The 18638-nt window shown below is 69.8% G+C and carries 26 protein-coding genes and 5 pseudogenes; 9 read left to right on the top strand and 22 right to left on the bottom strand.

The annotated features are described in order from the left end of the window. Positions 1-49: 49 nt before the first annotated feature. Positions 50-259, bottom strand: a pseudogene (locus ACQEU8_RS00155) (TetR-like C-terminal domain-containing protein); the annotation flags it as partial. A gap of 287 nt (positions 260-546) precedes the next feature. Further along, a pseudogene (locus ACQEU8_RS00150) lies at positions 547-693 on the bottom strand (TetR/AcrR family transcriptional regulator); the annotation flags it as partial. Positions 694-851: 158 nt separating this feature from the next. Between ACQEU8_RS00150 and ACQEU8_RS00145 the strand changes: the two are divergent. From ACQEU8_RS00145 to ACQEU8_RS00135, 3 genes are all read left to right on the top strand, one after another. Then, the gene (locus ACQEU8_RS00145) at positions 852-1412 is read left to right on the top strand and encodes a dihydrofolate reductase family protein (protein WP_433095634.1); all 561 of its coding nucleotides are present in this window, start codon (positions 852-854) and stop codon (positions 1410-1412) included. Between the two features lie 159 nt (positions 1413-1571). Then, entirely contained in the window at positions 1572-2144 is a 573-nt protein-coding gene (locus ACQEU8_RS00140) for a dihydrofolate reductase family protein (RefSeq protein WP_433095633.1), read from the top strand. Positions 2145-2206: 62 nt separating this feature from the next. Further along, the gene (locus ACQEU8_RS00135) at positions 2207-2419 is read left to right on the top strand and encodes a DUF4287 domain-containing protein (RefSeq protein WP_433095632.1); all 213 of its coding nucleotides are present in this window, start codon (positions 2207-2209) and stop codon (positions 2417-2419) included. A 37-nt stretch (positions 2420-2456) separates the two neighbouring features. Here the strand turns inward: ACQEU8_RS00135 and ACQEU8_RS00130 are convergent. Beyond that, positions 2457-3374 (bottom strand): annotated as a pseudogene (locus ACQEU8_RS00130) (IS5 family transposase). A 105-nt stretch (positions 3375-3479) separates the two neighbouring features. Here ACQEU8_RS00130 and ACQEU8_RS00125 point away from each other — a divergent pair. After that, the gene (locus ACQEU8_RS00125) at positions 3480-3785 is read left to right on the top strand and encodes a hypothetical protein (RefSeq protein WP_433095631.1); all 306 of its coding nucleotides are present in this window, start codon (positions 3480-3482) and stop codon (positions 3783-3785) included. 49 nt (positions 3786-3834) lie between these two features. Here the strand turns inward: ACQEU8_RS00125 and ACQEU8_RS00120 are convergent, their stop codons facing one another. Beyond that, entirely contained in the window at positions 3835-4176 is a 342-nt protein-coding gene (locus ACQEU8_RS00120) for a hypothetical protein (RefSeq protein ID WP_433095630.1), read from the bottom strand. A 322-nt stretch (positions 4177-4498) separates the two neighbouring features. Here ACQEU8_RS00120 and ACQEU8_RS00115 point away from each other — a divergent pair, with 322 nt between their 5' ends. After that, complete coding sequence (locus tag ACQEU8_RS00115) at positions 4499-5239, top strand: class I SAM-dependent methyltransferase (protein ID WP_433095629.1); 741 nt, start codon at positions 4499-4501, stop codon at positions 5237-5239. A gap of 464 nt (positions 5240-5703) precedes the next feature. Here ACQEU8_RS00115 and ACQEU8_RS00110 read toward each other — a convergent pair whose 3' ends face one another. The 3 genes from ACQEU8_RS00110 to ACQEU8_RS00100 form a co-directional block, all read right to left on the bottom strand. Further along, entirely contained in the window at positions 5704-6165 is a 462-nt protein-coding gene (locus tag ACQEU8_RS00110; RefSeq protein ID WP_433095628.1) for a hypothetical protein, read from the bottom strand. A gap of 95 nt (positions 6166-6260) precedes the next feature. Next, a complete protein-coding gene (locus ACQEU8_RS00105) occupies positions 6261-6575 on the bottom strand; it encodes a TetR family transcriptional regulator C-terminal domain-containing protein (protein ID WP_433102066.1) in 315 nt (104 codons plus the stop codon). Further along, on the bottom strand, positions 6565-6864 hold the full coding sequence (locus ACQEU8_RS00100; RefSeq protein ID WP_433095627.1) for a TetR/AcrR family transcriptional regulator: 300 nt from the start codon (positions 6862-6864) through the stop codon (positions 6565-6567). Before ACQEU8_RS00100 ends, ACQEU8_RS00105 begins: the two co-directional genes overlap by 11 nt. 60 nt (positions 6865-6924) lie before the next feature. Between ACQEU8_RS00100 and ACQEU8_RS00095 the strand changes: the two are divergent. The 3 genes and pseudogenes from ACQEU8_RS00095 to ACQEU8_RS00085 form a co-directional block, all read left to right on the top strand. Beyond that, positions 6925-7239 (top strand): annotated as a pseudogene (locus ACQEU8_RS00095) (MFS transporter); the annotation flags it as partial. A gap of 91 nt (positions 7240-7330) precedes the next feature. Further along, positions 7331-8344, top strand: coding sequence for an MFS transporter (locus ACQEU8_RS00090; protein ID WP_433095626.1), 1014 nt, complete (start codon positions 7331-7333; stop codon positions 8342-8344). A 103-nt stretch (positions 8345-8447) separates the two neighbouring features. Beyond that, a complete protein-coding gene (locus ACQEU8_RS00085; RefSeq protein ID WP_433095625.1) occupies positions 8448-9149 on the top strand; it encodes an antibiotic biosynthesis monooxygenase in 702 nt (233 codons plus the stop codon). A gap of 309 nt (positions 9150-9458) precedes the next feature. On the opposite strand, the gene ACQEU8_RS00080 is transcribed toward ACQEU8_RS00085, so the two are convergent. The 15 genes from ACQEU8_RS00080 to ACQEU8_RS00010 all read right to left on the bottom strand — a co-directional run bounded on the left by ACQEU8_RS00080 (position 9459) and on the right by ACQEU8_RS00010 (position 18178). Next, positions 9459-10118, bottom strand: coding sequence for a transposase (locus ACQEU8_RS00080; RefSeq protein ID WP_433095624.1), 660 nt, complete (start codon positions 10116-10118; stop codon positions 9459-9461). Positions 10119-10140: 22 nt separating this feature from the next. After that, a complete protein-coding gene (locus tag ACQEU8_RS00075) occupies positions 10141-11058 on the bottom strand; it encodes a transposase family protein (protein ID WP_433095623.1) in 918 nt (305 codons plus the stop codon). 50 nt (positions 11059-11108) lie between these two features. After that, on the bottom strand, positions 11109-12113 hold the full coding sequence (locus ACQEU8_RS00070; RefSeq protein ID WP_433095622.1) for a LysM peptidoglycan-binding domain-containing protein: 1005 nt from the start codon (positions 12111-12113) through the stop codon (positions 11109-11111). Between the two features lie 5 nt (positions 12114-12118). Then, positions 12119-12568 (bottom strand): TadE/TadG family type IV pilus assembly protein, encoded by a 450-nt coding sequence (locus ACQEU8_RS00065; protein ID WP_433095621.1) that lies wholly within the window; start codon positions 12566-12568, stop codon positions 12119-12121. After that, the gene (locus ACQEU8_RS00060) at positions 12568-13053 is read right to left on the bottom strand and encodes a TadE/TadG family type IV pilus assembly protein (RefSeq protein ID WP_433095620.1); all 486 of its coding nucleotides are present in this window, start codon (positions 13051-13053) and stop codon (positions 12568-12570) included. The genes ACQEU8_RS00065 and ACQEU8_RS00060 overlap by 1 nt, the downstream gene beginning before the upstream one ends. Continuing rightward, positions 13050-13388, bottom strand: a complete 339-nt coding sequence (locus ACQEU8_RS00055) for a TadE/TadG family type IV pilus assembly protein (RefSeq protein WP_433102064.1) — start codon at positions 13386-13388, stop codon at positions 13050-13052. The genes ACQEU8_RS00060 and ACQEU8_RS00055 overlap by 4 nt, the downstream gene beginning before the upstream one ends. Before the next feature lie 32 nt (positions 13389-13420). Further along, complete coding sequence (locus ACQEU8_RS00050) at positions 13421-13618, bottom strand: hypothetical protein (protein WP_433095619.1); 198 nt, start codon at positions 13616-13618, stop codon at positions 13421-13423. Between the two features lie 344 nt (positions 13619-13962). Continuing rightward, on the bottom strand, positions 13963-14562 hold the full coding sequence (locus tag ACQEU8_RS00045; RefSeq protein WP_433095618.1) for a hypothetical protein: 600 nt from the start codon (positions 14560-14562) through the stop codon (positions 13963-13965). Between the two features lie 106 nt (positions 14563-14668). Beyond that, positions 14669-15208: an ATPase, T2SS/T4P/T4SS family gene (locus tag ACQEU8_RS00040; protein ID WP_433095617.1), complete on the bottom strand. Its 540-nt coding sequence runs from the start codon at positions 15206-15208 to the stop codon at positions 14669-14671. Next, positions 15109-15954, bottom strand: a complete 846-nt coding sequence (locus ACQEU8_RS00035) for a hypothetical protein (protein WP_433095616.1) — start codon at positions 15952-15954, stop codon at positions 15109-15111. The genes ACQEU8_RS00040 and ACQEU8_RS00035 overlap by 100 nt, the downstream gene beginning before the upstream one ends. Further along, on the bottom strand, positions 15896-16378 hold the full coding sequence (locus ACQEU8_RS00030) for a hypothetical protein (RefSeq protein ID WP_433095615.1): 483 nt from the start codon (positions 16376-16378) through the stop codon (positions 15896-15898). Before ACQEU8_RS00030 ends, ACQEU8_RS00035 begins: the two co-directional genes overlap by 59 nt. Positions 16379-16462: 84 nt before the next feature. Further along, on the bottom strand, positions 16463-16795 hold the full coding sequence (locus tag ACQEU8_RS00025) for a hypothetical protein (RefSeq protein WP_433095614.1): 333 nt from the start codon (positions 16793-16795) through the stop codon (positions 16463-16465). 16 nt (positions 16796-16811) lie between these two features. Further along, entirely contained in the window at positions 16812-17036 is a 225-nt protein-coding gene (locus ACQEU8_RS00020) for a hypothetical protein (RefSeq protein ID WP_433095613.1), read from the bottom strand. A gap of 3 nt (positions 17037-17039) precedes the next feature. Then, positions 17040-17669: an SAF domain-containing protein gene (locus ACQEU8_RS00015; RefSeq protein WP_433095612.1), complete on the bottom strand. Its 630-nt coding sequence runs from the start codon at positions 17667-17669 to the stop codon at positions 17040-17042. 83 nt (positions 17670-17752) lie between these two features. Next, on the bottom strand, positions 17753-18178 hold the full coding sequence (locus ACQEU8_RS00010) for an ATP/GTP-binding protein (protein ID WP_433095611.1): 426 nt from the start codon (positions 18176-18178) through the stop codon (positions 17753-17755). A gap of 66 nt (positions 18179-18244) precedes the next feature. Here ACQEU8_RS00010 and ACQEU8_RS00005 point away from each other — a divergent pair. Further along, positions 18245-18460, top strand: a pseudogene (locus ACQEU8_RS00005) (hypothetical protein). Positions 18461-18638: the final 178 nt, after the last annotated feature.

Genomic DNA, 18638 nt, shown 5'->3' with positions numbered 1-18638 from the left:
TTGTCTGATGGGTCGAGGGTGTTGAGGGTTTCTGCTGCGCCTGGTGGTGTCAGATGCCGCGTTCGATCATGTCGATGACGTGCTGGCCTGCTTCGTGGGCCTGGGTGGGGTGGAGGCCGCGGAGGGGGCCGTCAATGAGTAGGGCGGCGAGTCCGTGAACGGCGGACCAGGCGAGGAACTCGGCCCCGGGGCGGCGGTCTTCGGGCAGCAGGCCATGCTCCATGAGGCCGTCGAGGGCTTCGCCGAGCAGCTCGAAGGGGTCTTGCCGGTGCCGCCTGCGGCGGTGTCGGCGGCGGCGTGGGTCATGTCGCCGGGGATGTGGAAGGCCGTGCGGAACAGGCCGGGTTCCTCCTGGGCGAAGCGGAGGTAGCCGGTGCCGACGGCACGGAAGCGGGCCCGGGCGGCGGCCATCGGGTCTCCGGCGGGCGGCAGGGCGTCCTGTTCGGCCTCCATGGTGCGGGCGACCTGGGCCATGGCCGCCTGGGAGACGGCGTGCAGCAGCGCGTCGCGGTCGGCGAAGTGGCGGTAGGCGGCGTTGGGGACGACCCCGGCCTGCCGGGTGGCGGCGCGCAGTACGACGGCCTCCGGGCCGCCCTGGCGGGCGAGTTCGAGGGCGGCCTCGATCAGTGCGTTGCGCAGGTCGCCGTGGCGGTAGGTGTCCCGCTTGGGCTTTGCGTTCCTGGTTGCCGCCATGGCCGCCGCCTCCAATGTGGACAGCATCCACTTAGGTCGTCTAGGCTCTCGCATATCACTCGGGGGTGCGGATCACCGCACCCTCCGGATGTGGACATCGTACACAAGGGCGGTCGACGGCCGTCCCGGCACCTGTCGCCAAGGGGGACCCGCTACTCATGGGCAAGATCACGCACTTCGTGCACCAGTCGCTGGACGGCTTCATCGAGGGCCCGAACGGCGAGTTCGACTGGCCCCGCATGGACGGCGAACTGTCCGCCTACTCGCAGGCCCTCACCGACAGCGCCGACATCTTCCTGTACGGCCGCGTGGTGTGGGACATGATGTCCGGGTTCTGGCCCCGCGCCGAGGAGTTCTCCACACACGAGCATGACCTCGCGTTCGCACCCGTCTGGCGCAAGGCTTCCAAGGTGGTCGTCTCCTCGACGCTGACCGAGGCGGACTGGAACACCCGCGTCATCAACACCAACGTCGTCGAGCAGCTGACCGCCCTCAAGGACAGCGGAGCGCACCTGCTGCTGTTCGGCGGTTCCACGCTGGCCGGCTTCCTGACCGAGCACCAGCTGATCGACGAGTATCAGATCTTCGTCCACCCCGTCGTGCTCGGCGGCGGCAAGCCCGTCTTCACCACCCCGCAGCAGCGCATGGACCTGACCCTGGCCGAGACCAGGACCTTCGACTCCCGGGTCGTCCTGCTCCGTCACGAACGGACCAGCTAGGCCGGTTCACGCAAGCAGCCCGGCGGGCGGCGACCGATGATTTCCCCCGCGCTCAGCAGTCAGAGAACACAGTTGGTGCACCGCAGAACCGAGCATGACCGAAGCGGGCACCGACTCGACCCCTTCGTACCCAGGCACGAGATACCGAGGAACCTCAAGATGCGTACCCTCATCAGCACCGCGTTCATCTCACTCGACGGCGTCGTGGAGAGCCCCGGCGGCGAGCCCGGATACCGCAACTCCGGCTGGACCTTCAAGGACGTCGAGTTCCTCCCCGAGGCGTTCGACATCAAGAGCCGGGAACAGCAGGAAGCTACCGCCATGCTGCTGGGCCGGACCAGCTACCAGGCGTTCAGCCCGGTGTGGCCGGACATGGCGGACTTCGCCGACTACAAGGTGATGCCGAAGTACGTCGTCTCCACCACCCTCACCGAGGACGCCCTGGTGTCCAACTGGGGCGAGACCACCATCCTGCGCTCGCTCGACGAGGTCGCCGCGCTGAAGGAGACCGAGGGCGGCCCGATCATCGTCCACGGCAGCGCCTCCCTCAACCAGGCCCTCTCGGACGCCGACCTGATCGACCGCTACCACCTGCTCGTCTTCCCGCTCCTTCTCGGCGCCGGCAAGCGCCTGTTCAGCGCCACGGACAAGGACACCCAGAAGCTGAAGCTGGTCGAGCACGAGGTCTACGCCAACGGCCTGCAGAAGAACGTCTTCGACGTCGTCCGCTGACAAGGCTCCCGCACTTGAAGTACGTCACCGGCAGCACACTGACAGAAGGACAGAACCCCGACATGACCACCGCAGTCAAAGGTCCTGCCAGCTACTTCCCCTCCATCGAGAAGAAGTACGGCCGCCCGATCGCCGAATGGAAGGACCTCATCCGCACCTCGCCCCTGACCAAGCACATGGAGCTGGTGGGCTGGCTCAAGACGGAACACGGCCTGGGCCACGGCCACGCCAACGCCCTGGTCGCCCACACCCTCGCCGAGGCAAGCGGCAAGTGAACCTCCCCCGCTGAACCCGGAAAGAAGCCCGCGGTGGTCAGCTCCGGAGCCGGAGCCGGAGCCGGAGCCGGAGCCGGAGCCGGAGCCGGATCACGGCGACGGTGACCGTGCCGTGAAAGACATACGCCCGCTTTCTCATATCGGGCGACCACGGCCCGGAGCTCCTTGAGCGCCAAGATCGTCGTACGCTCAACTTCGTTCCTGCGACGGTAGGCTGGCCGGTCAAACCCGCAGGGCCGGCCACCCGCGCTGCCGCGGCGCAGACGGTTGGCCCGCTGGTTCTTCGGCTCGGGGTTGGTGTGCTTGATCTGCCGCCGGCGCAGGTAGCGGCGGTTACGGCGTGAGCTGTAGGCCCGGTCCACGCACACGCGGTCCGGCCGAGTACGCGGACGGCCACCGCCCGGGCGAGGAACGCAGATACGCTCCACGACCTCGACCATCTGCGGGGCATCACCCCACTGCCCAGGAGTGAGGACGAGCGCCAGGGGACGCCGCTCGTCCTCGCTCACCAGGTGAAGCTTGCGGGAGAAGCAGCCCCTTGGAGCGCCCCAGCGCCTCGTCCGGGCGGTGCTGATCCGGTGGGCGGCGTCCGGCCGGGGAAGCGTGGGGCACACTTGCGGGCCCCAGCCGCATGCTGATGAGCCCGGCACACGGTGGAGTCCACGCTCACCAGGGACCAGTCGATCCGTCCCTCCGCGTCCGCGACGGCCTGGACGGCGCGCAAGATCTTCTCCCAGGTGCCGTCCGCCGCCCACCTGCGATGGCGGGAGTTGACCGTCTGCCATTTCCCGAACCGAGTTGGCAGATCCCGCCACGGGACACCGGTCCGCAAACGGAACAGAATCCCGTTGATCACGCGGCGGTGACACTTCCACCGCCCGCCCCGGCCCACGTTCTTGGGCAAGTGCGTCTCCAGCCGAGCCCACTCATCGTCTCTCAGGTCACCCCGCGTCACATTTCCCAGAACGGCCTACTCTCCCTGACCATCGCTGACCCATCAGACAGGGTCTGGACAACACGACGCCTGGCAGCCCGGTCCAGGTGCCCTCGCCCCCTGCTGATGGCGGCCGCGGGTGTCACCGACGCCGGACTGGAGCTCCTGGCCGCATCGGACGATTCCGGCCGGCTCGAACTGCTGGAACAGGTCCGCAAGGACGGGAACCACGACCCGAACGAAGTCCTCGACGATGCACTCGCCACCATCCTGGCCGGCGCCTGCCCCACCCTCCGAGAAGCGACCGACACCCCGGATCCCAGCCAGGCGGCAGAACACTGTCCAACAGCCTCCCGGCGCTTCGCCCAGACCGTGCCCTCGCAGGCATCGGCACCGGCCCTGAGCCCGCCTGACGCGGACTGTCGCACCTGAGGTGGGCCGCCGGCGACTTCGCGGGGCGCACAAGGAACCGGCCGGCGGGTCACGCGTGGCTGAGGATCTCCATCAGGGCCGCGCACTCCGCGAGGACCTGGGTGGCGAGCGCCGCCTGCCGCACCCGTGGGACGGGCGCGGCCAGGGCGATGAGACAGGCAACAGCGCCGAGGCCGAGGCCCCAGGTGAACAGCCAAGCGGGCAGCCCCGGCGCGCACTGCTCCCCGTATGTCAGGCAGCGCGACGCTCGCTCGGAAGCCAGGGTCAGCACACCGGCCGCCACGGCCGCCGGCGCGAAGAGGGCGGCGCACAGAACGGACCAGAAACGGGAGCGGTCCCTGCGCGCAGCCACCCGGGCCGGGGGTGCTGGAGAGCGGGCTGTTGCGTTCATGCCTCGATCCAACGCCGCCCAGCCGGCCCGGCACACTGCACCGGGTACTCAACCGCGGGTGCGCACGGTACTCAGACGGCGCCCCTGGACGCCGTCACGAGCCTGGATGTGGCTGCGGGCTTTCCGCACCGAGCCGGCGGCAGAGCGGCCCTCCTTGCCCCGCCGAGCTGAAGCCGTACGGGCGGCGACGATTGCCACGACGGGAGTGCCGGCCAGGGCTCGTCCGGCGGATCATGGGCCGGGCCAGGGCCGGACCGAGGCGAGGGCCGGCCAGTGTCCTGATCGTGTTGACCGCCCCGGCAGGCAGTGCTGGAGTCGGCACGTGAACAGCATCTCCGCCAACCGGCGCCTCTGGAACCGGATCAGCCGCGCCTACCAGCACGAGCACGACCCGCAAATCGGCGCCACACCCCGGCTGTGGGGCATGTACTCCATCCCCGACGCGCGCCTGCACGCCCTGGGCGACGTCACCGGCAAGCGCGTCCTCGAACTCGGCTGCGGCGCCGGCCAGTGGTCCAGGGCGCTCGCCGCCGAGGGTGCCACCGTGGTGGGGCTCGACCTGTCCGAAGCCCAGCTCGCCGCAGCGGCCCGCGCGATGGGAGCGGCCCGCTACCCGCTGGTGCAAGGCGCCGCCGAACAACTCCCCTTCGCCGCCGACAGCTTCGACCTGGTGTTCTGCGACTTCGGTGGGCTCAGCTGGGCGCCCCCGCACCTGGCCGTCCCGCAGGCCGTACGCGTCTTGGACCGAGGCGGGCGCCTGGTGTTCAACGTCGCCAGCCCATGGTTCGAAGCGTGCTACGACGAAGCCGCCAGCCGCGTGACCACGACGCTGCAGCAGGACTACTTCGGGCTGAACACCATCGCCGAAGACGACGGCGCGACCAGCTATCAGCTCACCTACGGCGACTGGGTCAAGGTCCTGCGCGGCGCGGGTCTCGTCATCGACGACCTCATTGAGCCGCGGCCCGAACCCGGAACACCCAACGGCTACAACGAAACCGACCCACCCGAGTGGGCACACCGCTGGCCGGCGGAACTGCTCTGGGTAACCCACAAACCGTAAGTTCCGCCGCACCGAGACGTGCCGGCATCCCCGCGCCGGACAGACCCCGCAGGTCCAGATACTTCAACTCCTGCTCGGCCTCCGCGTCCAGAGCCCACCGGCCGTGCCGCACGCACGCCCGCTCCCGCCGCTGCGCGTACCGCACCACCCGGGCCGGTCCGCCCGCACGCCGCGCAGTGCACAGCCGGCACCCGAACGCCACGGGCCCCACCACTGCACCCCCGACCCGCCACAGCCCCGCCCCCGGCCGTCCTCTGCCTGGTCGAGCTCGGGGCCTCCCGCCCCAGGACGGCGCGGTGGGGGTGAGCGTCGTGACGGTGGTGGCGAGGTGTCTGTGTGAGGGTGGCCGACGCCCCAAAGCCGGTGGCGATCAACCTCGCCGGACCCCAGGGCCTCGACTTGTCCGGGCCTACGGCGCGTCTTTTCTGCGCGCTGCCGTCATGACCCGGGCGGGTGAGAGTGGTCTACAGGCCCCTCTCACCCGCACGACTCGCGTCTGCGCTCTGCGTCGCTGCCCAGTTGCGGATCGCGGCGATGAACTCCTCGGGCGCGTCGGACTCCACGTAGGTGCCGGCGCCCTCGACGATCACGGTCTCGTGGTCGGTGAAGGTCGCCTCCAGGCGTTCGCGCTCCTGGGGACGGAAGGCGATGTCGGCGTCGCCCCACACGATCAGTGTCGGCAGGTGGACGAGGCCGGCGAGGCCGGCCTCGACCTCGGCGAAGAAGGCCCGGCTGGCGAGAACCCGGCCGGGGAGCACGGCGGAGGCCTGGCGCCGCTCGGGGGTGTCCAGCGCCCGGCGGTAGTGGGTCATCTCGGCTGCGGTCGGCTTCCGCCTTCGGTGGGCTGTGGGGATGAACGCGTTGACGAGGAGGTTGAGCCGCCGGACCAGGAAGCGGATCGGGGGTCCGCCAACCGGGAAACTCACCCGGTCCCTCAACCACACCGGCGGGGCGCCGGGGTGACGGAGTGTTTCGGTGGGCCGGACCGGCCCACCAAAACGCTCACACACGATCGGCTCCGTCAGCTACGGAAGAGCGTGTCCAGGTGGTGCTGGAAGGTGGCGCGGGCTTCGTCCGGAGTGCGCTGGCCGACCATGACGGTGGTGCCGAGGCCGTGGTTGAGTGCGATCAGAACGTCTGCCTGGCGCACTGGGTCGAGGTCGGCGGGGAGGCTCCCGTCGGCCTGGCCTTGCCGGAGGGCGTCTTCGAGGTGCTTTCCGAGGTGGTTGAGTCCGGCCACGAAGGGCTGATCGGCCAGTTCGGGGTCGGTCATGGCAAGGACCGCGTAGGAGGCGCCGACGAGGTGGAAGGTGCGGCTGACCTCGTCAGTGGGCAGCGCTTCTTCGAAAAACGCTTCCCAGGTATGCCCGCGCGGAGACGGGTTGGGGAAGCGCAGCCAAGCGTGCCGCCCAGCGTTGATTGCTCTGCTCCTCCAGGTGTTGCAGTCCGGCGTGGACGAGTTCGGTCTTGGTGCCGAAGTAGTACTGCACCAGGCTCAGTGAGAACCCGGTCTCGGCGGCCACGGCGCGCATCGTGACCGCGTGCAGCCCCTGCCGGCCTGCGAGCCGCACCGCGGCGTCGGCCATCTGCGTGCGGCGCATTCCGTGATCCACGGTTTTCGGCATCGCCCGACTCCTTTACTGTACAGACGTACACCATACAGTCGTACAGTAAAGGTGGGGGCTATGGCACACGGAGGCGCCGTAGGTGCGCGGACACGGGCGCCCGGTCGGCCGCCGGGGATGGAACGCGCGGTCCTGGCGCTGGCGTGTGCGGTGCAGTTGATGGTGGTGCTGGACGTTTCCGTGATCAACGTGGCGCTGCCGTCGATCCGCTCTGCGCTGGGCTTCAGCGACTCGGGGCTGTCGTGGGTCTCGAATGCCTATCTGCTGGCCTTCGGTGGTTTCCTGCTGCTGGGCGGGCGGCTGGCCGATGCTTACGGCCGTCGGCGGGTCTTCCTTGCCGGGCTGGCGCTGTTCACCGCGGCCAGCCTGCTGGGCGGCGCGGCCACCAGCCCGGGACTGCTGGTGGCCGCCCCGTGCGGGGCAGGGGCTGGGGGCCGCGGTGCTGGCGCCGGCCACCCTGACGCTGGTGACCACCACGTTCACCGAAGGGCCGCGCCGCACCCGGGCGTTGGCGAGCTGGACGGCGGTGAGCGTGGCCGGGGCGGCGGTGGGCAACCTGGTCGGAGGCGTTCTCACGCAGGGCCTCTCCTGGCGCTGGACCCTGCTGATCAACGTGCCCATCGGGGCGCTCACCCTGCTCGCCGCCACCCGCATCCTGCCCGCAGATCCTGCGGCGCGACGGGAGGGGAAGCGGCTGGATGTGCCGGGCGCGGTGCTGGCGACCGTCGGGCTGGCGGCGCTGCTGTATGGGATCACCGGGGGGCAGGAGAACGGTCTCGCCGCCCCTGCCACCTTCGGGCCGCTGCTGGCCGGTGTTCTGGCCCTGGTGGCGTTCGCGCTGGTGGAGACCCGCCTCGCACCGGCTCCGCTGGTGCCGCCGGGGCTGTTCCGACTGCGGGCGATCGTCGCGGGCAATGCGGTGATGCTGCTGGCGGGTGCCTGTTTCCAGGCGCCGATGTGGTACTTCCTGACCTTCTTCATGCAGCGCGAGCTGCACTACACCCCGCTCCAGACCGGGCTGGGCTTCCTCCCCCACACCCTGATCACCATCGCGGTCGGGTGGCGGCTGACTCCGCTGCTGATGCGCCGCATCCCCGCCCGCACGCTGATCGTCCTCGGGGCTGCTCTGGCTGCGGTCGGGTTCGTGTGGCAGAGCCGTATGACGGCCGAGAGCGGCTATCTGCTGGGGATTCTCTCTCCTGCAGTGGTCTTCACTCTCGGCGGCGGGCTGTTCAATACGCCGCTGACCACCACGGTCACCTCCGGCGTCGTCACCGCTGATGCCGGGGCCGCGTCCGGGTTGATGAACACGACCAAGCAGCTCGGCGGCGCTCTCGGCCTGGCGGTCCTGGTCGGTGCCGCCACGCGCCCGCACGGGGAGGTGGATTACGGCCTCGCCTTCCTGGCCAGCGCCGGCGTTCTCCTCCTGGCCGCGCTGGTGGCCCTGGCACTGCCCGCCCACAAGGACGCGCCGGCGTAAACGCCGTTCCGTGGTTGGAGGACTGCACACGGGTTCGCGGGGCACACTGCCGCTGTCGGTGAGCGAGGGGCGCCGACCGGTGCCCACGAAGAGGGGGAACTCCATGCCCGATGCCGCATCGTCCGATGCCGCCCACGCTGACGCCGAGACGGGGCTGACGGTGTTCGGCACCTGGCGGGTGGGCGCTGCCGCACGTCAACGAGCGGCCGTGGACGCCCTGGCCGCCGCTTGGAGCGCCCGCCCGTGGCCCACCCGAGACCTGCGTGCCTACGACGTGCTGGCGAGCATCGACGGTGCCACGCTGCTGCACCGCTCCCAGTGGGCCGTCCAGGATGCGCAACGTGCCGTGCTGCCGGACCGGAGCTGGAAGGACGAGGTGGACCGTGCCGTCCCGGGCATCGAGCGCGCCGGGGTGATCGGCGGTCAGCTCCATCGCAGCCGTACCACCGAAGACACCCCGCGCGCCGCTGGCTGCATCGTCCTGGTCACCCGCACCTTCGACGGATCGGACCCGGCCCGCGCCCGAGCGCGGACCGACGCCCTCTTCGAGGCCACCGCAGATACACCGGCGCCCGCCGGGCTGCTCTCGGCGCGCTTCTATCTCAGCCCCGACGGGCGGCATGTCCTCAACTACGCCGAGTGGACCGACGCCGAGGCCCACCAGGCGGCCATCACCCAGCCGCCGCCCGAAACCGTCGATCGCGCCCAGTGGCGGCAGGTCCATGACTGGCCCGGCCTGACACACACGACCTTCGACCGCTTCCATCCAGGCCGGCAGATCACGGGAGCGAACGCTCGCCGGTAAAAGGCGGCGGCATGGAGGACTACCGCAGCTACACGACAGCCGCGCGCGAGAAGGCTCGCCGCTCTCCGCCGCTGGCCGGTGATCAGGCTGGCTTCCGGACCTTATGTGCTGCTCGATGGCCTTGCGCAGTAACCTGCTTGTCGTCGAAGGGGCGGATCACGCCCGCGATGTCCTGGCCCTGCTCGTGGCCCTTGCCGAGGACGAGGACGGCGTCCCCCGGCTCGGCGCGTGTCGGCGTACACGTGAACGTGGCCCTGGCAAGATTTTCGTGAAGCGGGGGTGTGACAACCGTGCGCCGGTGACGCTCCGTCACGGGTAGCGGCGTCGGAGGTGGGCCATGAGGATGACGCGCTGGCGGAGGAGCGGAACCCCGGCGCGACCGGCCGTGATCCTTTTCTGGAGTTTCAGGTCCGTGATCCGGCCTTCGTTGACACCGGAGTTGAACGGGGTGGTGATGCCCTGCACGACGGCGTGCTGGTCCTCGCGGATGGCTTTGGCCAGGCTGGCCATTGCCGGCAGGCGGGAGGCCGTGAGTTGGTCGAGCCAGTCAGGCAGCGGGACGGCATCGCGGGAGTCGAGCATGGCAGCGAACTGCCGTACCAGGGTGTGAGTTTGGTCCAGCTCCGGGCAGTGCGAGAGGAGTCGCCGGAGTGCCTCGGCGGCGTGCGGGCCGCGCCGGGACGGTGTGGTGGTGATCCACCGCGTGACCTGGCGGGGCGAGGGTGGCCTCTCGCGCGGGGTGTCGATTGGCAGACCGCGACGCAGCGGCGCGATGGCCATTTTGACCCGCTGATAGTGGCCCAGGTAGCCCTTGGCAACGATCTCTTGGTGCAGCACCGTTGCGGTGTGCTCGCCTTCCTCCCAGCGTTGCCGCAGATACTCCAGATACGGATCGAGACTCGTGGATCGCCGGGGCGGAGTACGCCGTACGCACTCCTGCCAGGAGGCAGCGCGTGCATACTTGGCCACCGTGCGGCGGTTCAGTCCCAGCTCACGGGCTATGGCGCTGAGCGAGCGGCCGGTGCCGGAGACGGTGTGCACCGCCTCGAACAGGCACTTGGCGTGGCGGCGAGCGGGAGTGTCGGCCGCCGCGGACGGTTCCGGCTCCGGTGGTGGTGCGGCCGGTTCGGACTCGGGCACTGCGGCGGACAGGCAGCCGCGGTGGGCGGCGGCGATGTCCGAGACCCGTTTCGACAGCCCTTGCCAGAGGTGGAACCGGTCGCTGACCTGCACCGCGTCCGGAGCCCCGTCGGTGATGCCCTGCCGGTAGACCCAGCGAGCCGTCCCTGCACACCACGTTGACGCCGGGGCGCGTGCGCAGCCAGGCGGCCAGCTGTTCGGCGTCGCGCCCGGCCCACAACGTGATCGGCAGCCGGGTGTCGGCGTCCACCAGGAGCGTGCCGTAGACGTCCGCGTACAGTGCGAAGTCATCCACGCCCAGCACCCGCGGTGTCGTGACCGGCGGCAGGCGCATGCGCATCAGGTGCAACAGCACGCTCGTCCGTGACAGCGGCGCCTTCAAGATGTGCAGGAGCCGGGCGCCGCCACGGCCGGCCAGCAACACCCCGGCCATCTCCACCAGATGCTGCAGCAGCGGACTGCGACGTTGGTAGCGCACCGTCAGCCCCTCCACCTGCTCGACAAACGTCCGCCGGCCACAGCTCGGACTGTCACAGAACAACCGCCGCACCGACAGGCCGATCAGCACCGGGCGACCACCGACAGCGACGTCGGACAGCGTGCGGATATATCGGCTGTGGACCCGCGACGACACGTGACCGCAGTCCGGACACGCCACCCTCAACTCACGGGTACGGGCAGCGATACGGACCACGCCGCCCACCGACCACAACCCGTTCCACTCGCACCACATCCAGATGCGGAGCCACAGTTCGTACGAGGTCGTCACACTCGCCGACACTGCCGCTACCCGTGACGGAGCGTCACCGGCGCACGGTGTCACACCCCCGCTTCACGAAAATCTTGCCAGGGCCAGTTAAGACCGTACGCCGACAGCTGGTCTCGTCCTGCCTTCTGCGGCTTCTTCTCCGGAGGGGGCGGCGGGGTGTCCTGGCCGGGGGGCGTGGCCTGCTGGGAGGGGAGGGCGAGCTTGTCGCCGGGGTGAATCACGTTCGGGTCGGAAACCACATCGCGGTTGTCCTCCGCGATCTGCCGCCACTTGGTCGGATCTCCGAGCTGGCTGTCGGCAACGCCCCACAACGTGTCCCCGGACTCGACCGTGTACGTCTCGGGCTTCTCGCCCGCGGCCTCCCCTTGCCCGCGGGGCTTCGACGTCTGCGCCTTCAGCGCCGGGGTGTCCGATGGCATCTTCAGCACCGTGCCCTCGGGCAGCTCCTCGCCCTGCTCCAGTCCGGGGTTGAGGGCCTGGATGTCTTTCCACCGTGAACCATCGCCCAGCCGCTCCTTGGCGATGCCCCACAGGGTGGGGTTGTCCGTCGTGACCCGGTGCACCGGCTCACTGTCCTCGCGCGCTGCTGTATCAGCCGCCTGCGACGACGAGTTATCCGGATGGCTGGCTCCGTCGGAGTGCGGCACAGCCGCAACGGCTGCTGCGGCCGGGGTGGCCGCGCTGGCAGCCACTGGGGAGGCTGCCAGCAGCGCCCCCACCAGGTAGGAGGCCAACCGCTGTGGAGTGGCCAGGCCCGGCAGGCGGGGGGCAACCCGGCGGGTGAGCAGCGCGCCGGTCTCCACCAGCAGCGGCAGGGCCAGCCACGCCCACAGCAGCCAACCCGCCACGGTCAGCACGCTGACGAGCAAGGAGCCGTCGTCCGGCTGCATCAGTACCGCGCCCCACTCGGCGGGTGACGTCCACCGCTGAGGGAGCTGCCCGAACTCCCATAGCGCGACTGGGATGCCCACCAAGAGGATCGCCATACCGGCCAGGGCAACCAGGGCCTTGACGAAGCGGAGCCCGCGGGAGGGGACGGCGTGGTGCGAGGGCATGAGTGTCAGCCTCCGGGCCGGTGGATCAGCGTGGCGGTGCCGTCACCGTCGACACGGATCGATCCCGCGCCGATCAGTGAGGTGAAGACGGCATCGTAGGTCTCGGTCACGTGCACGGTCAGCGTCTGTCCGTCATCGCCCACCCGCACGCTGCCCGAGACGCCCTGAGCGTCGAGATAGGAGGTGGCCGCCTGGCGGGCGGCCTCCGGGTCGACCACGATGGCATCTCCCGGGATGGCCTGGCTGGCGTCGATCTCCTGCGCGCCGGCCCGGGCGGCTTCCTGGGCGACGTAGTCGGCATGGGACTTGGCATCCAACGCGCCCCCGCCATCGACCACCAGACCGATGATCAGGAAGCCGACCAGCGCCATCCCCGCATACAGCAGCTCCAGCCCGCCACGGTCCCCCATGCGGGAACGCAGCACCTTGAGGTAGCGGGAAGTCTCGTGGTGCATCAGCCGCTCCGGCCGCGGTAGCGGTCCACGACGCTGGTCATCGTCGCCTCCAAGTTCTTGGAGCCGGGCAGGCCAGGAAGGGCGACGTCGTCCAGTCGCGCGGCGCAGATGACGGTGGCCTCCACCGTGGAGGTCTGCCCCACCGGCGTATCCAGCCCCGCGGTGTCGATGCTCACCGAGAGGCTGGCGCAGCGCACCCCGGAGTCTTGCAGGCTCGTCAACGCCGCAGAGCGCGCCTTGGTCTCTGCCTCGGCGGGGGACCGCTCCAGGGATGCGGTGCGTGCCGCCGCGCGGGCGGCGGCCTCGGCCGCGCCTTTGGCGAGGACGATGCGTCCGCCGGCCACGGCCAGGCCCAGCAGCATGAACACCACCGGCACGCAGATCGCCGTACTCAACGCGGCACTGCCCCGGTCCCACGCCCGCCGGTTGCCCCGCCACCGCAGCCTGCGGAGTCGGGTGGCACGCGGCCATGGACGGGCCCTCATTCGGTCCACTCCTCGACCGGTGCCTGCACCCGTTGCTCGACGTGGAGCGGCACTCCCGGCACCAGGCTGGAGATTTCGCCGCGTACCGTGACGGCGATCTGCCCGCCGTGGGTCTCGACCGATACGGAGTGGGATTGCAGGCTGCCGCCCATCTTGGCGACGAACCGCTCGGCGGCCTCGGCCGCGTCTCCGCGCTGTGCGGTGTAGGAGCGTCCGGCATCGGCGCCCTGCTGGGCGGCGTGCTGGGCTACGGAGCGGCCGTGCAGCCACAGCCCGCCCTGGATCAGCAAGAACAGCAGCATCAGCGCGATGATGGCGGCGACGCTGACTTCGATGTTCCCCTGGTCCTGCCGCCACCAGCGACCGGTCAGCTGCCCTTGATGACGTTGATCTTTTCCAGGACCTTCGTGTTGATGGCGGCGTAGATCAGCGCGGCGACCGTGGCACCGGCGGCAGTGATGAACACCCATTCCATGACGCTGTATCCGGCATCCGACAGACGCCCCCGCACTGCCTGGATACGGGTCCGGGCAGCCTGACTGATCCGGTTCCACCACGTTGTCACAACGTCCTCCTCGTGCATTGTTCTTCGAAGTCAACATGCGGTCACACCTGCAGGATCCGGACGAAGGCCGGTCCGCCGAACGAACAGCACCATCACGAAGGCCACAGCCAGAACCGGCAGCACCATCCGCTCGCTGGCCTGGTTCGCTTCCGCCTTGCGGGCGGACTGCAACGACGCCCACTGCAGAGGCGTACGGCTCGGTGTAGACGGTGTTGAGCATGCACACCGTCACCACCAGCAGCGTGAACAGCGACACCCACCGCGCGTTGCCCCGCACCTTGGCCCGGTCCGCGTCGACCGCCCGGAAGTCTTCGCCTGAGCCCCGGCGCTCTGCGCGGCCGCGCTCAGTGCCGCCGACAAAGCCGGGTTCCGCGCCCTTCAGCGTGCTCCATCAGCAGCAGCGCCACTTCATCTCCGGCCGTATCACCAAGGTCATCGGCCAGGAGCGCATACACCTCCCGTGGTGTCACGCCCTGTTGCAGACGTACCGCTGCGGCGCGGCGACCGGCTCGCGCAGAACCGTGGGTGCTCGGCCGACCGAGGCGGCGATCGTCTGCTCCAGCGAGGTGCCGGCGATGTGGATACTCGCAAGCTGGTGCAGCCACTGCGCCCAGCGCGTCCAGCCGTGCGATGCGCCGCTGTGCCGAGCCGCCCGGGTGCAGCAGGAACGGCAGCCCCGCCAAGGCCCCGGCGGTCATCAGCCCGTGGATGGGCCACCCGGTCCACACCCACATACCCACCCCGGCCACCGCCGCGGCAACCAGCAGATAGCGGTAATTGTCCCGCCAGCGCGGCGGCAACTCATCCATCGCGCGCTGCCCGCGGTGCCGCAGCCCCCTGCCGCGCAGTGCCGGGCTCCAGCCACGCCCTACGGCGATAGCGCCGCACACTCCCAGGACGACGAGGGCAGCGCCCAGGCCGGCCAGCATGCTCCAGGTGCTCATCGCAGCACCACCAGCTTCAGCTCGGGCCAGGTCCCGGCCGCGTACTTCTCCACCCAGCGCTTGTCGAACCTGCCCTCGCTCAGCAGCCGCAGCCAGCGCCGCTCGGTCAGCCCGTTCGCCCAACGTGCCCGCGGATCTTCCCCTTGGGGGCGAAGACGGTGCCGGTGGCCACGCCGCTGCCCTCGCCGCGGCCGGTCACCTCCGTCACGTGCGAAACAAACCGGTGCAGCCGGCCAGGGTTGCCCTGCTGGTCGACCTTGTCGCGCTCATCGATGCCGTCCACGTACACCACCAGGTCGATGGCGCTGGCGATCAGCCGGTAAGCGGCGGTGTCACTCAGCCCCGCCCGGGTGACCGGCACCATCAGCCGCTCGATCACCTCATCCGGGCTCACCGCGTGGATCGTGCACATCGACCCGGCACCGCCGGAGACCATCGCCTCCAGCATGGGCACAGCTTCGGTGGAGCGGACCTCACCGACCATGAGCCGGTCGGCGCGGTAGCGCAGCGCCATCGGCACCATGTCCGCGATAGTGACCTCACCGATCAGGTTGCCGTTGCTGTCCCGCTCGCCGTTGGACTGCCGCGATTGGAAACTGAGCGCGTGGGGCCCGTCGGTGAACTGGTCCAGCCGCAGCTCCAGCACATCCTCCAGAGTGGCAACACGCTCCCGGGCCGGGATGAAGCGGACAGTGCCCGCATCAGCGTCGTCTTCCCCCGGCCCATGTCACCGGCGACCAGGATGTTGAACCGTGCCTTGACCGCGGCAGCCAGGAAGTTGGCCAGGACCCCATCGAGCGTGCCCCAGTCCACCAGCTCCCGCAGGCTCGCCTTCTCCACCCGGTGCCGGCGCAGCGCCACCGTTGCGGCGTTCGGCGACAGCAGCGTCGCAGAACCGCGAGATCCGTCCGGCAGATCGAAGTCGACCATCGGCCGGGACGGCGACAGCTGCCCGGCCCGGTGCCCGGAGCGGGCACACATCTGGTTCACCCAGTCGATCTTCGCTTCCTCGTCCGTGAACGGGCTGGTGAACTCCTGACGCGGCCGGTCAGTGAAGTCGACCACCATCCGGCGGTCGATCACGACGTCCTCCACCCCCGGCCACTCCAGCACCTGCTGAATCGGCCCGGCCAGGAACAACGCATCCAGCACCGCCTTACGCAGGGCCTTCACCTGCTCCGGCGTCCACGGCTCACGCCCTGGCTGCGCCACATGCTCGGCCGCAGCCGCAGCAACCCGCTCATGCACCGCCGCCTGGGCGGCCTGCCGCTCATCCGCAGCGCTCAACGCAGAGCTTTTCGCGGCCTGGTGCTTCTTCTTGATGTCCTCCAGGTCATCGGAGACCTGCTCCCGCAGCCGCTGCACCACTTCCCAGGCCACCGGCCAGCGCACCAGGCATCTCCCCCAGCGGCTTCGCAGCCTCAGCCACACCGGCGCCGCCCTCCCCGCCGCTCGGCCCGGCAGGGCGGGGAAGGGGAGCGACGGGCGGCTCGGGATGGCCGGCGCCCTGGGCGGCGAGCATCTCTCCCAGCCGCGTATGCCGCTGCGCAGGCGTATGGCCGTTGACCCGGGTCTCAGCCATGGGAGCGCACCCCGCACCACGCTGCGCCGCCACCCGCTGGGCCACCGACGCCACCTGCGGCGACATCGCCTGCGCCGCGCCCATACGGATGTGCAGGCGACGGCGGTGCGCGTGCTCGCGCACCTGGTCACCGTAGGAACGGGCCGCCCGCATCAGCTTCGAGCGGATGAAGCCACGCGGCGGATGCCCCCCGGCCGTCACATAGTCGGCCTCACGCGGCTCGAACGGCAGCACCGCCCGCAGCGCAACCCCCAGCGCGTCGGCAACCTCCTGGCCGGATAGGTGCCGTCCTCGATCACCAGCAGCCCCAAAGCCGCGTCATCCCCGGCGGTCAGCTCCTGTCGCAGCACCTGCACCGCAGGATGAGCCAGAGCCACGGACGCCTCGGTGGTGCGGGACCACCAGCAGCACCACATCGGCCTGCTGAAGCACCTGGACAGGGTTGAGCTCCGCATGCAGGCGACCGCGGTCGACCACAAGCCGCCCGCAGTCGGCGAGCACATCGAAGCCGTGCTGCTGGTCGGACAGCTGCATCACGTTGATCAGCTCCGGCCACGTGTGGGCCAGGGACGGCGCCTGCGCAGGGCTGGTCAGCCCCGGCAAGACCACACGGCTGTCCGACCCGTCCAGCGGCCACAAATTCTCATCCACCGCAGGCGCAAGAGACTCACTCTCCCCCCGGCCCAGTCCGCGCGGGGAAGACGGTGCAGTCCGATCCGCCCATCCAGCACCCGCCCTCACCGGAAGGAGCATGACGCAGCAGACCATGCCGCAACGTTCCGCCACTCAAATCCAACTCGGCCAGCAGCACGGGGCGCGAGCTGGCCAAGGCCATAGCGGTGGCCGACGTCGTCACGCCGTCGCTCTTGGCGGACACCAGTGCAGTCAGCATCGCTCAGCTCCTCGGCTCACGCACGAGCGCCAGCTGCTTGGCGGCGGCCTTCGCCGCAACCCCTGGCCCCTCCGACGGGTCCACGGCCACGTTGACCGTCATCGCCCCCGAAGCGTCCGGAGGGCCGACCGAGACAACCTGCGCCTCCACACTCTCGGGATCCTTGGCCGTCTCACCGGAGGAGACATCCTCGCCCTGCGCGGGAATCGTCACCGCCAGCACCCTGTCGCCGGGCTTCAACGCGTTCCGCGGCGCCTGGCCCCGCTTCACCTCCACCCCGACCAACTGCTGGTCATCTCCCAACCCACCGCCCGGGGTCAGCTGAGCATCAGACAGCAGGCTGCCCTTGCGCAGATCGACCGCCACCCGCTTGCCCACCACCGAAGCCCGCTGTGAGGAGTCGAGCGTGGCCACAGCCGGATCCTTGGCAATGGAGGCCACCTGCACATCCGATCCGGTCAGCCGCTCACCAGCCGGCACATCCTTGGACACCACCAGAACACTGACCCGGTCACCGGCGCGGGAGACAGCCACCACCACGACCAGCGCCCCGACCACAGCCAGCAGCACACACAGCGCCAGCCCCGACCACCGGATCGGCGTCTTCCGCCGGCCACCCGTACTCGGCGCCAACTCAGCCGGAGGCTGGCGAGGAGGGGAGGGAAGCTGCGTCGTCGAACTCACAGAAAACAACCTCTCGTGCTGCTCATGCGGTGCTAGTTGACGGCCTGCGACTCACGGAACGTCGCCTCGGCCTGGGCCGTACGGGTCTGGTCCAGCTCACCGGACTCATCGCTGCCCTCGACCTGCCAGTCCACGTCCCAGTACGCGGTCGCCGTCACCTTGTAGGTGCCGCGCCCATTGGTGGCGTTGTCCGGCAAGGAGCGGTAGCGGTAACCGCAGGCCGACTCCCGCATCCCGTACGACTTCTTGTACGGCTTCATCTGCCCGGCCGTGCAAGTCCGTGTGGCGCCGTCACCCAGCTTCCACACGACACGGGACACTTTGGCCTTCGCCGTCACGGTGACGCCGCCAGCCGAAGCAGTGGCGGATGTCGGGCCGAACGAGGACTTCGAACTCTCATCGACAGCCAGCCACACCGGCATGCCCACCAGCCCCTCGCCATCCGGCTTCGGACTCATCGTGTGGGACGCATGCCCGGCATGAGTCAGCCGCGCCGGCGGGTCTAGGGCGGTGACCACGATGACCTGTACCCGTATGCCCGCCCGGCCGCTCCTACCGCGAGTTGGTGGGCGGTCCGCTCGATGGGCTGTTGCTCAATGTCACCGGCCAGAGTGAGGCAGAGTTGGCGACGGCGCGGGCCTGATAACCGAGATCGGCCGGTTCGGACCCGGCGGCCGAGCCCTCTACAGCCCCCGCCCCACCATTTCCTTAAGTGGGACTGGGAAGGCGACACCCCCTGAAAAATTCCACGCCTGACAGAACATTTCCTGAGACAAAATCAGGAACTTTTTCCCCGGCCGATTTCCAGACCCGACAGACCGATTCCCGGGCACGCAAGGGTGGTGTCCCGTGGTCCCAATTCCGGCCCCTTCGTGCCTACTTGACTCGGTGCCAGGGAGTGCTCTCGATGGGTATGGG

The organism is Streptomyces sp. CA-250714 (assembly GCF_050936705.1).
Classification (GTDB): domain Bacteria; phylum Actinomycetota; class Actinomycetes; order Streptomycetales; family Streptomycetaceae; genus Streptomyces.
Note: the sequence above shows the minus strand (reverse complement) of the source record. Positions and strands in the feature narration are given on the sequence as shown.

Coding starts and splice junctions, on each gene's coding strand:
- ACQEU8_RS00070 (WP_433095622.1), bottom strand. CDS start 12,113: ATGCCCTCGCACCACGCCGTCCCCTCCCGCGGGCTCCGCTTCGTCAAG.
- ACQEU8_RS00120 (WP_433095630.1), bottom strand. CDS start 4,176: ATGAACGCAACAGCCCGCTCTCCAGCACCCCCGGCCCGGGTGGCTGCG.
- ACQEU8_RS00020 (WP_433095613.1), bottom strand. CDS start 17,036: ATGCTGACTGCACTGGTGTCCGCCAAGAGCGACGGCGTGACGACGTCG.
- ACQEU8_RS00085 (WP_433095625.1), top strand. CDS start 8,448: ATGCCCGATGCCGCATCGTCCGATGCCGCCCACGCTGACGCCGAGACG.
- ACQEU8_RS00060 (WP_433095620.1), bottom strand. CDS start 13,053: ATGAGGGCCCGTCCATGGCCGCGTGCCACCCGACTCCGCAGGCTGCGG.
- ACQEU8_RS00135 (WP_433095632.1), top strand. CDS start 2,207: ATGACCACCGCAGTCAAAGGTCCTGCCAGCTACTTCCCCTCCATCGAG.
- ACQEU8_RS00145 (WP_433095634.1), top strand. CDS start 852: ATGGGCAAGATCACGCACTTCGTGCACCAGTCGCTGGACGGCTTCATC.
- ACQEU8_RS00065 (WP_433095621.1), bottom strand. CDS start 12,568: ATGCACCACGAGACTTCCCGCTACCTCAAGGTGCTGCGTTCCCGCATG.
- ACQEU8_RS00045 (WP_433095618.1), bottom strand. CDS start 14,562: ATGAGCACCTGGAGCATGCTGGCCGGCCTGGGCGCTGCCCTCGTCGTC.
- ACQEU8_RS00100 (WP_433095627.1), bottom strand. CDS start 6,864: ATGCCGAAAACCGTGGATCACGGAATGCGCCGCACGCAGATGGCCGAC.
- ACQEU8_RS00140 (WP_433095633.1), top strand. CDS start 1,572: ATGCGTACCCTCATCAGCACCGCGTTCATCTCACTCGACGGCGTCGTG.
- ACQEU8_RS00010 (WP_433095611.1), bottom strand. CDS start 18,178: ATGAGTCCGAAGCCGGATGGCGAGGGGCTGGTGGGCATGCCGGTGTGG.
- ACQEU8_RS00125 (WP_433095631.1), top strand. CDS start 3,480: ATGGCGGCCGCGGGTGTCACCGACGCCGGACTGGAGCTCCTGGCCGCA.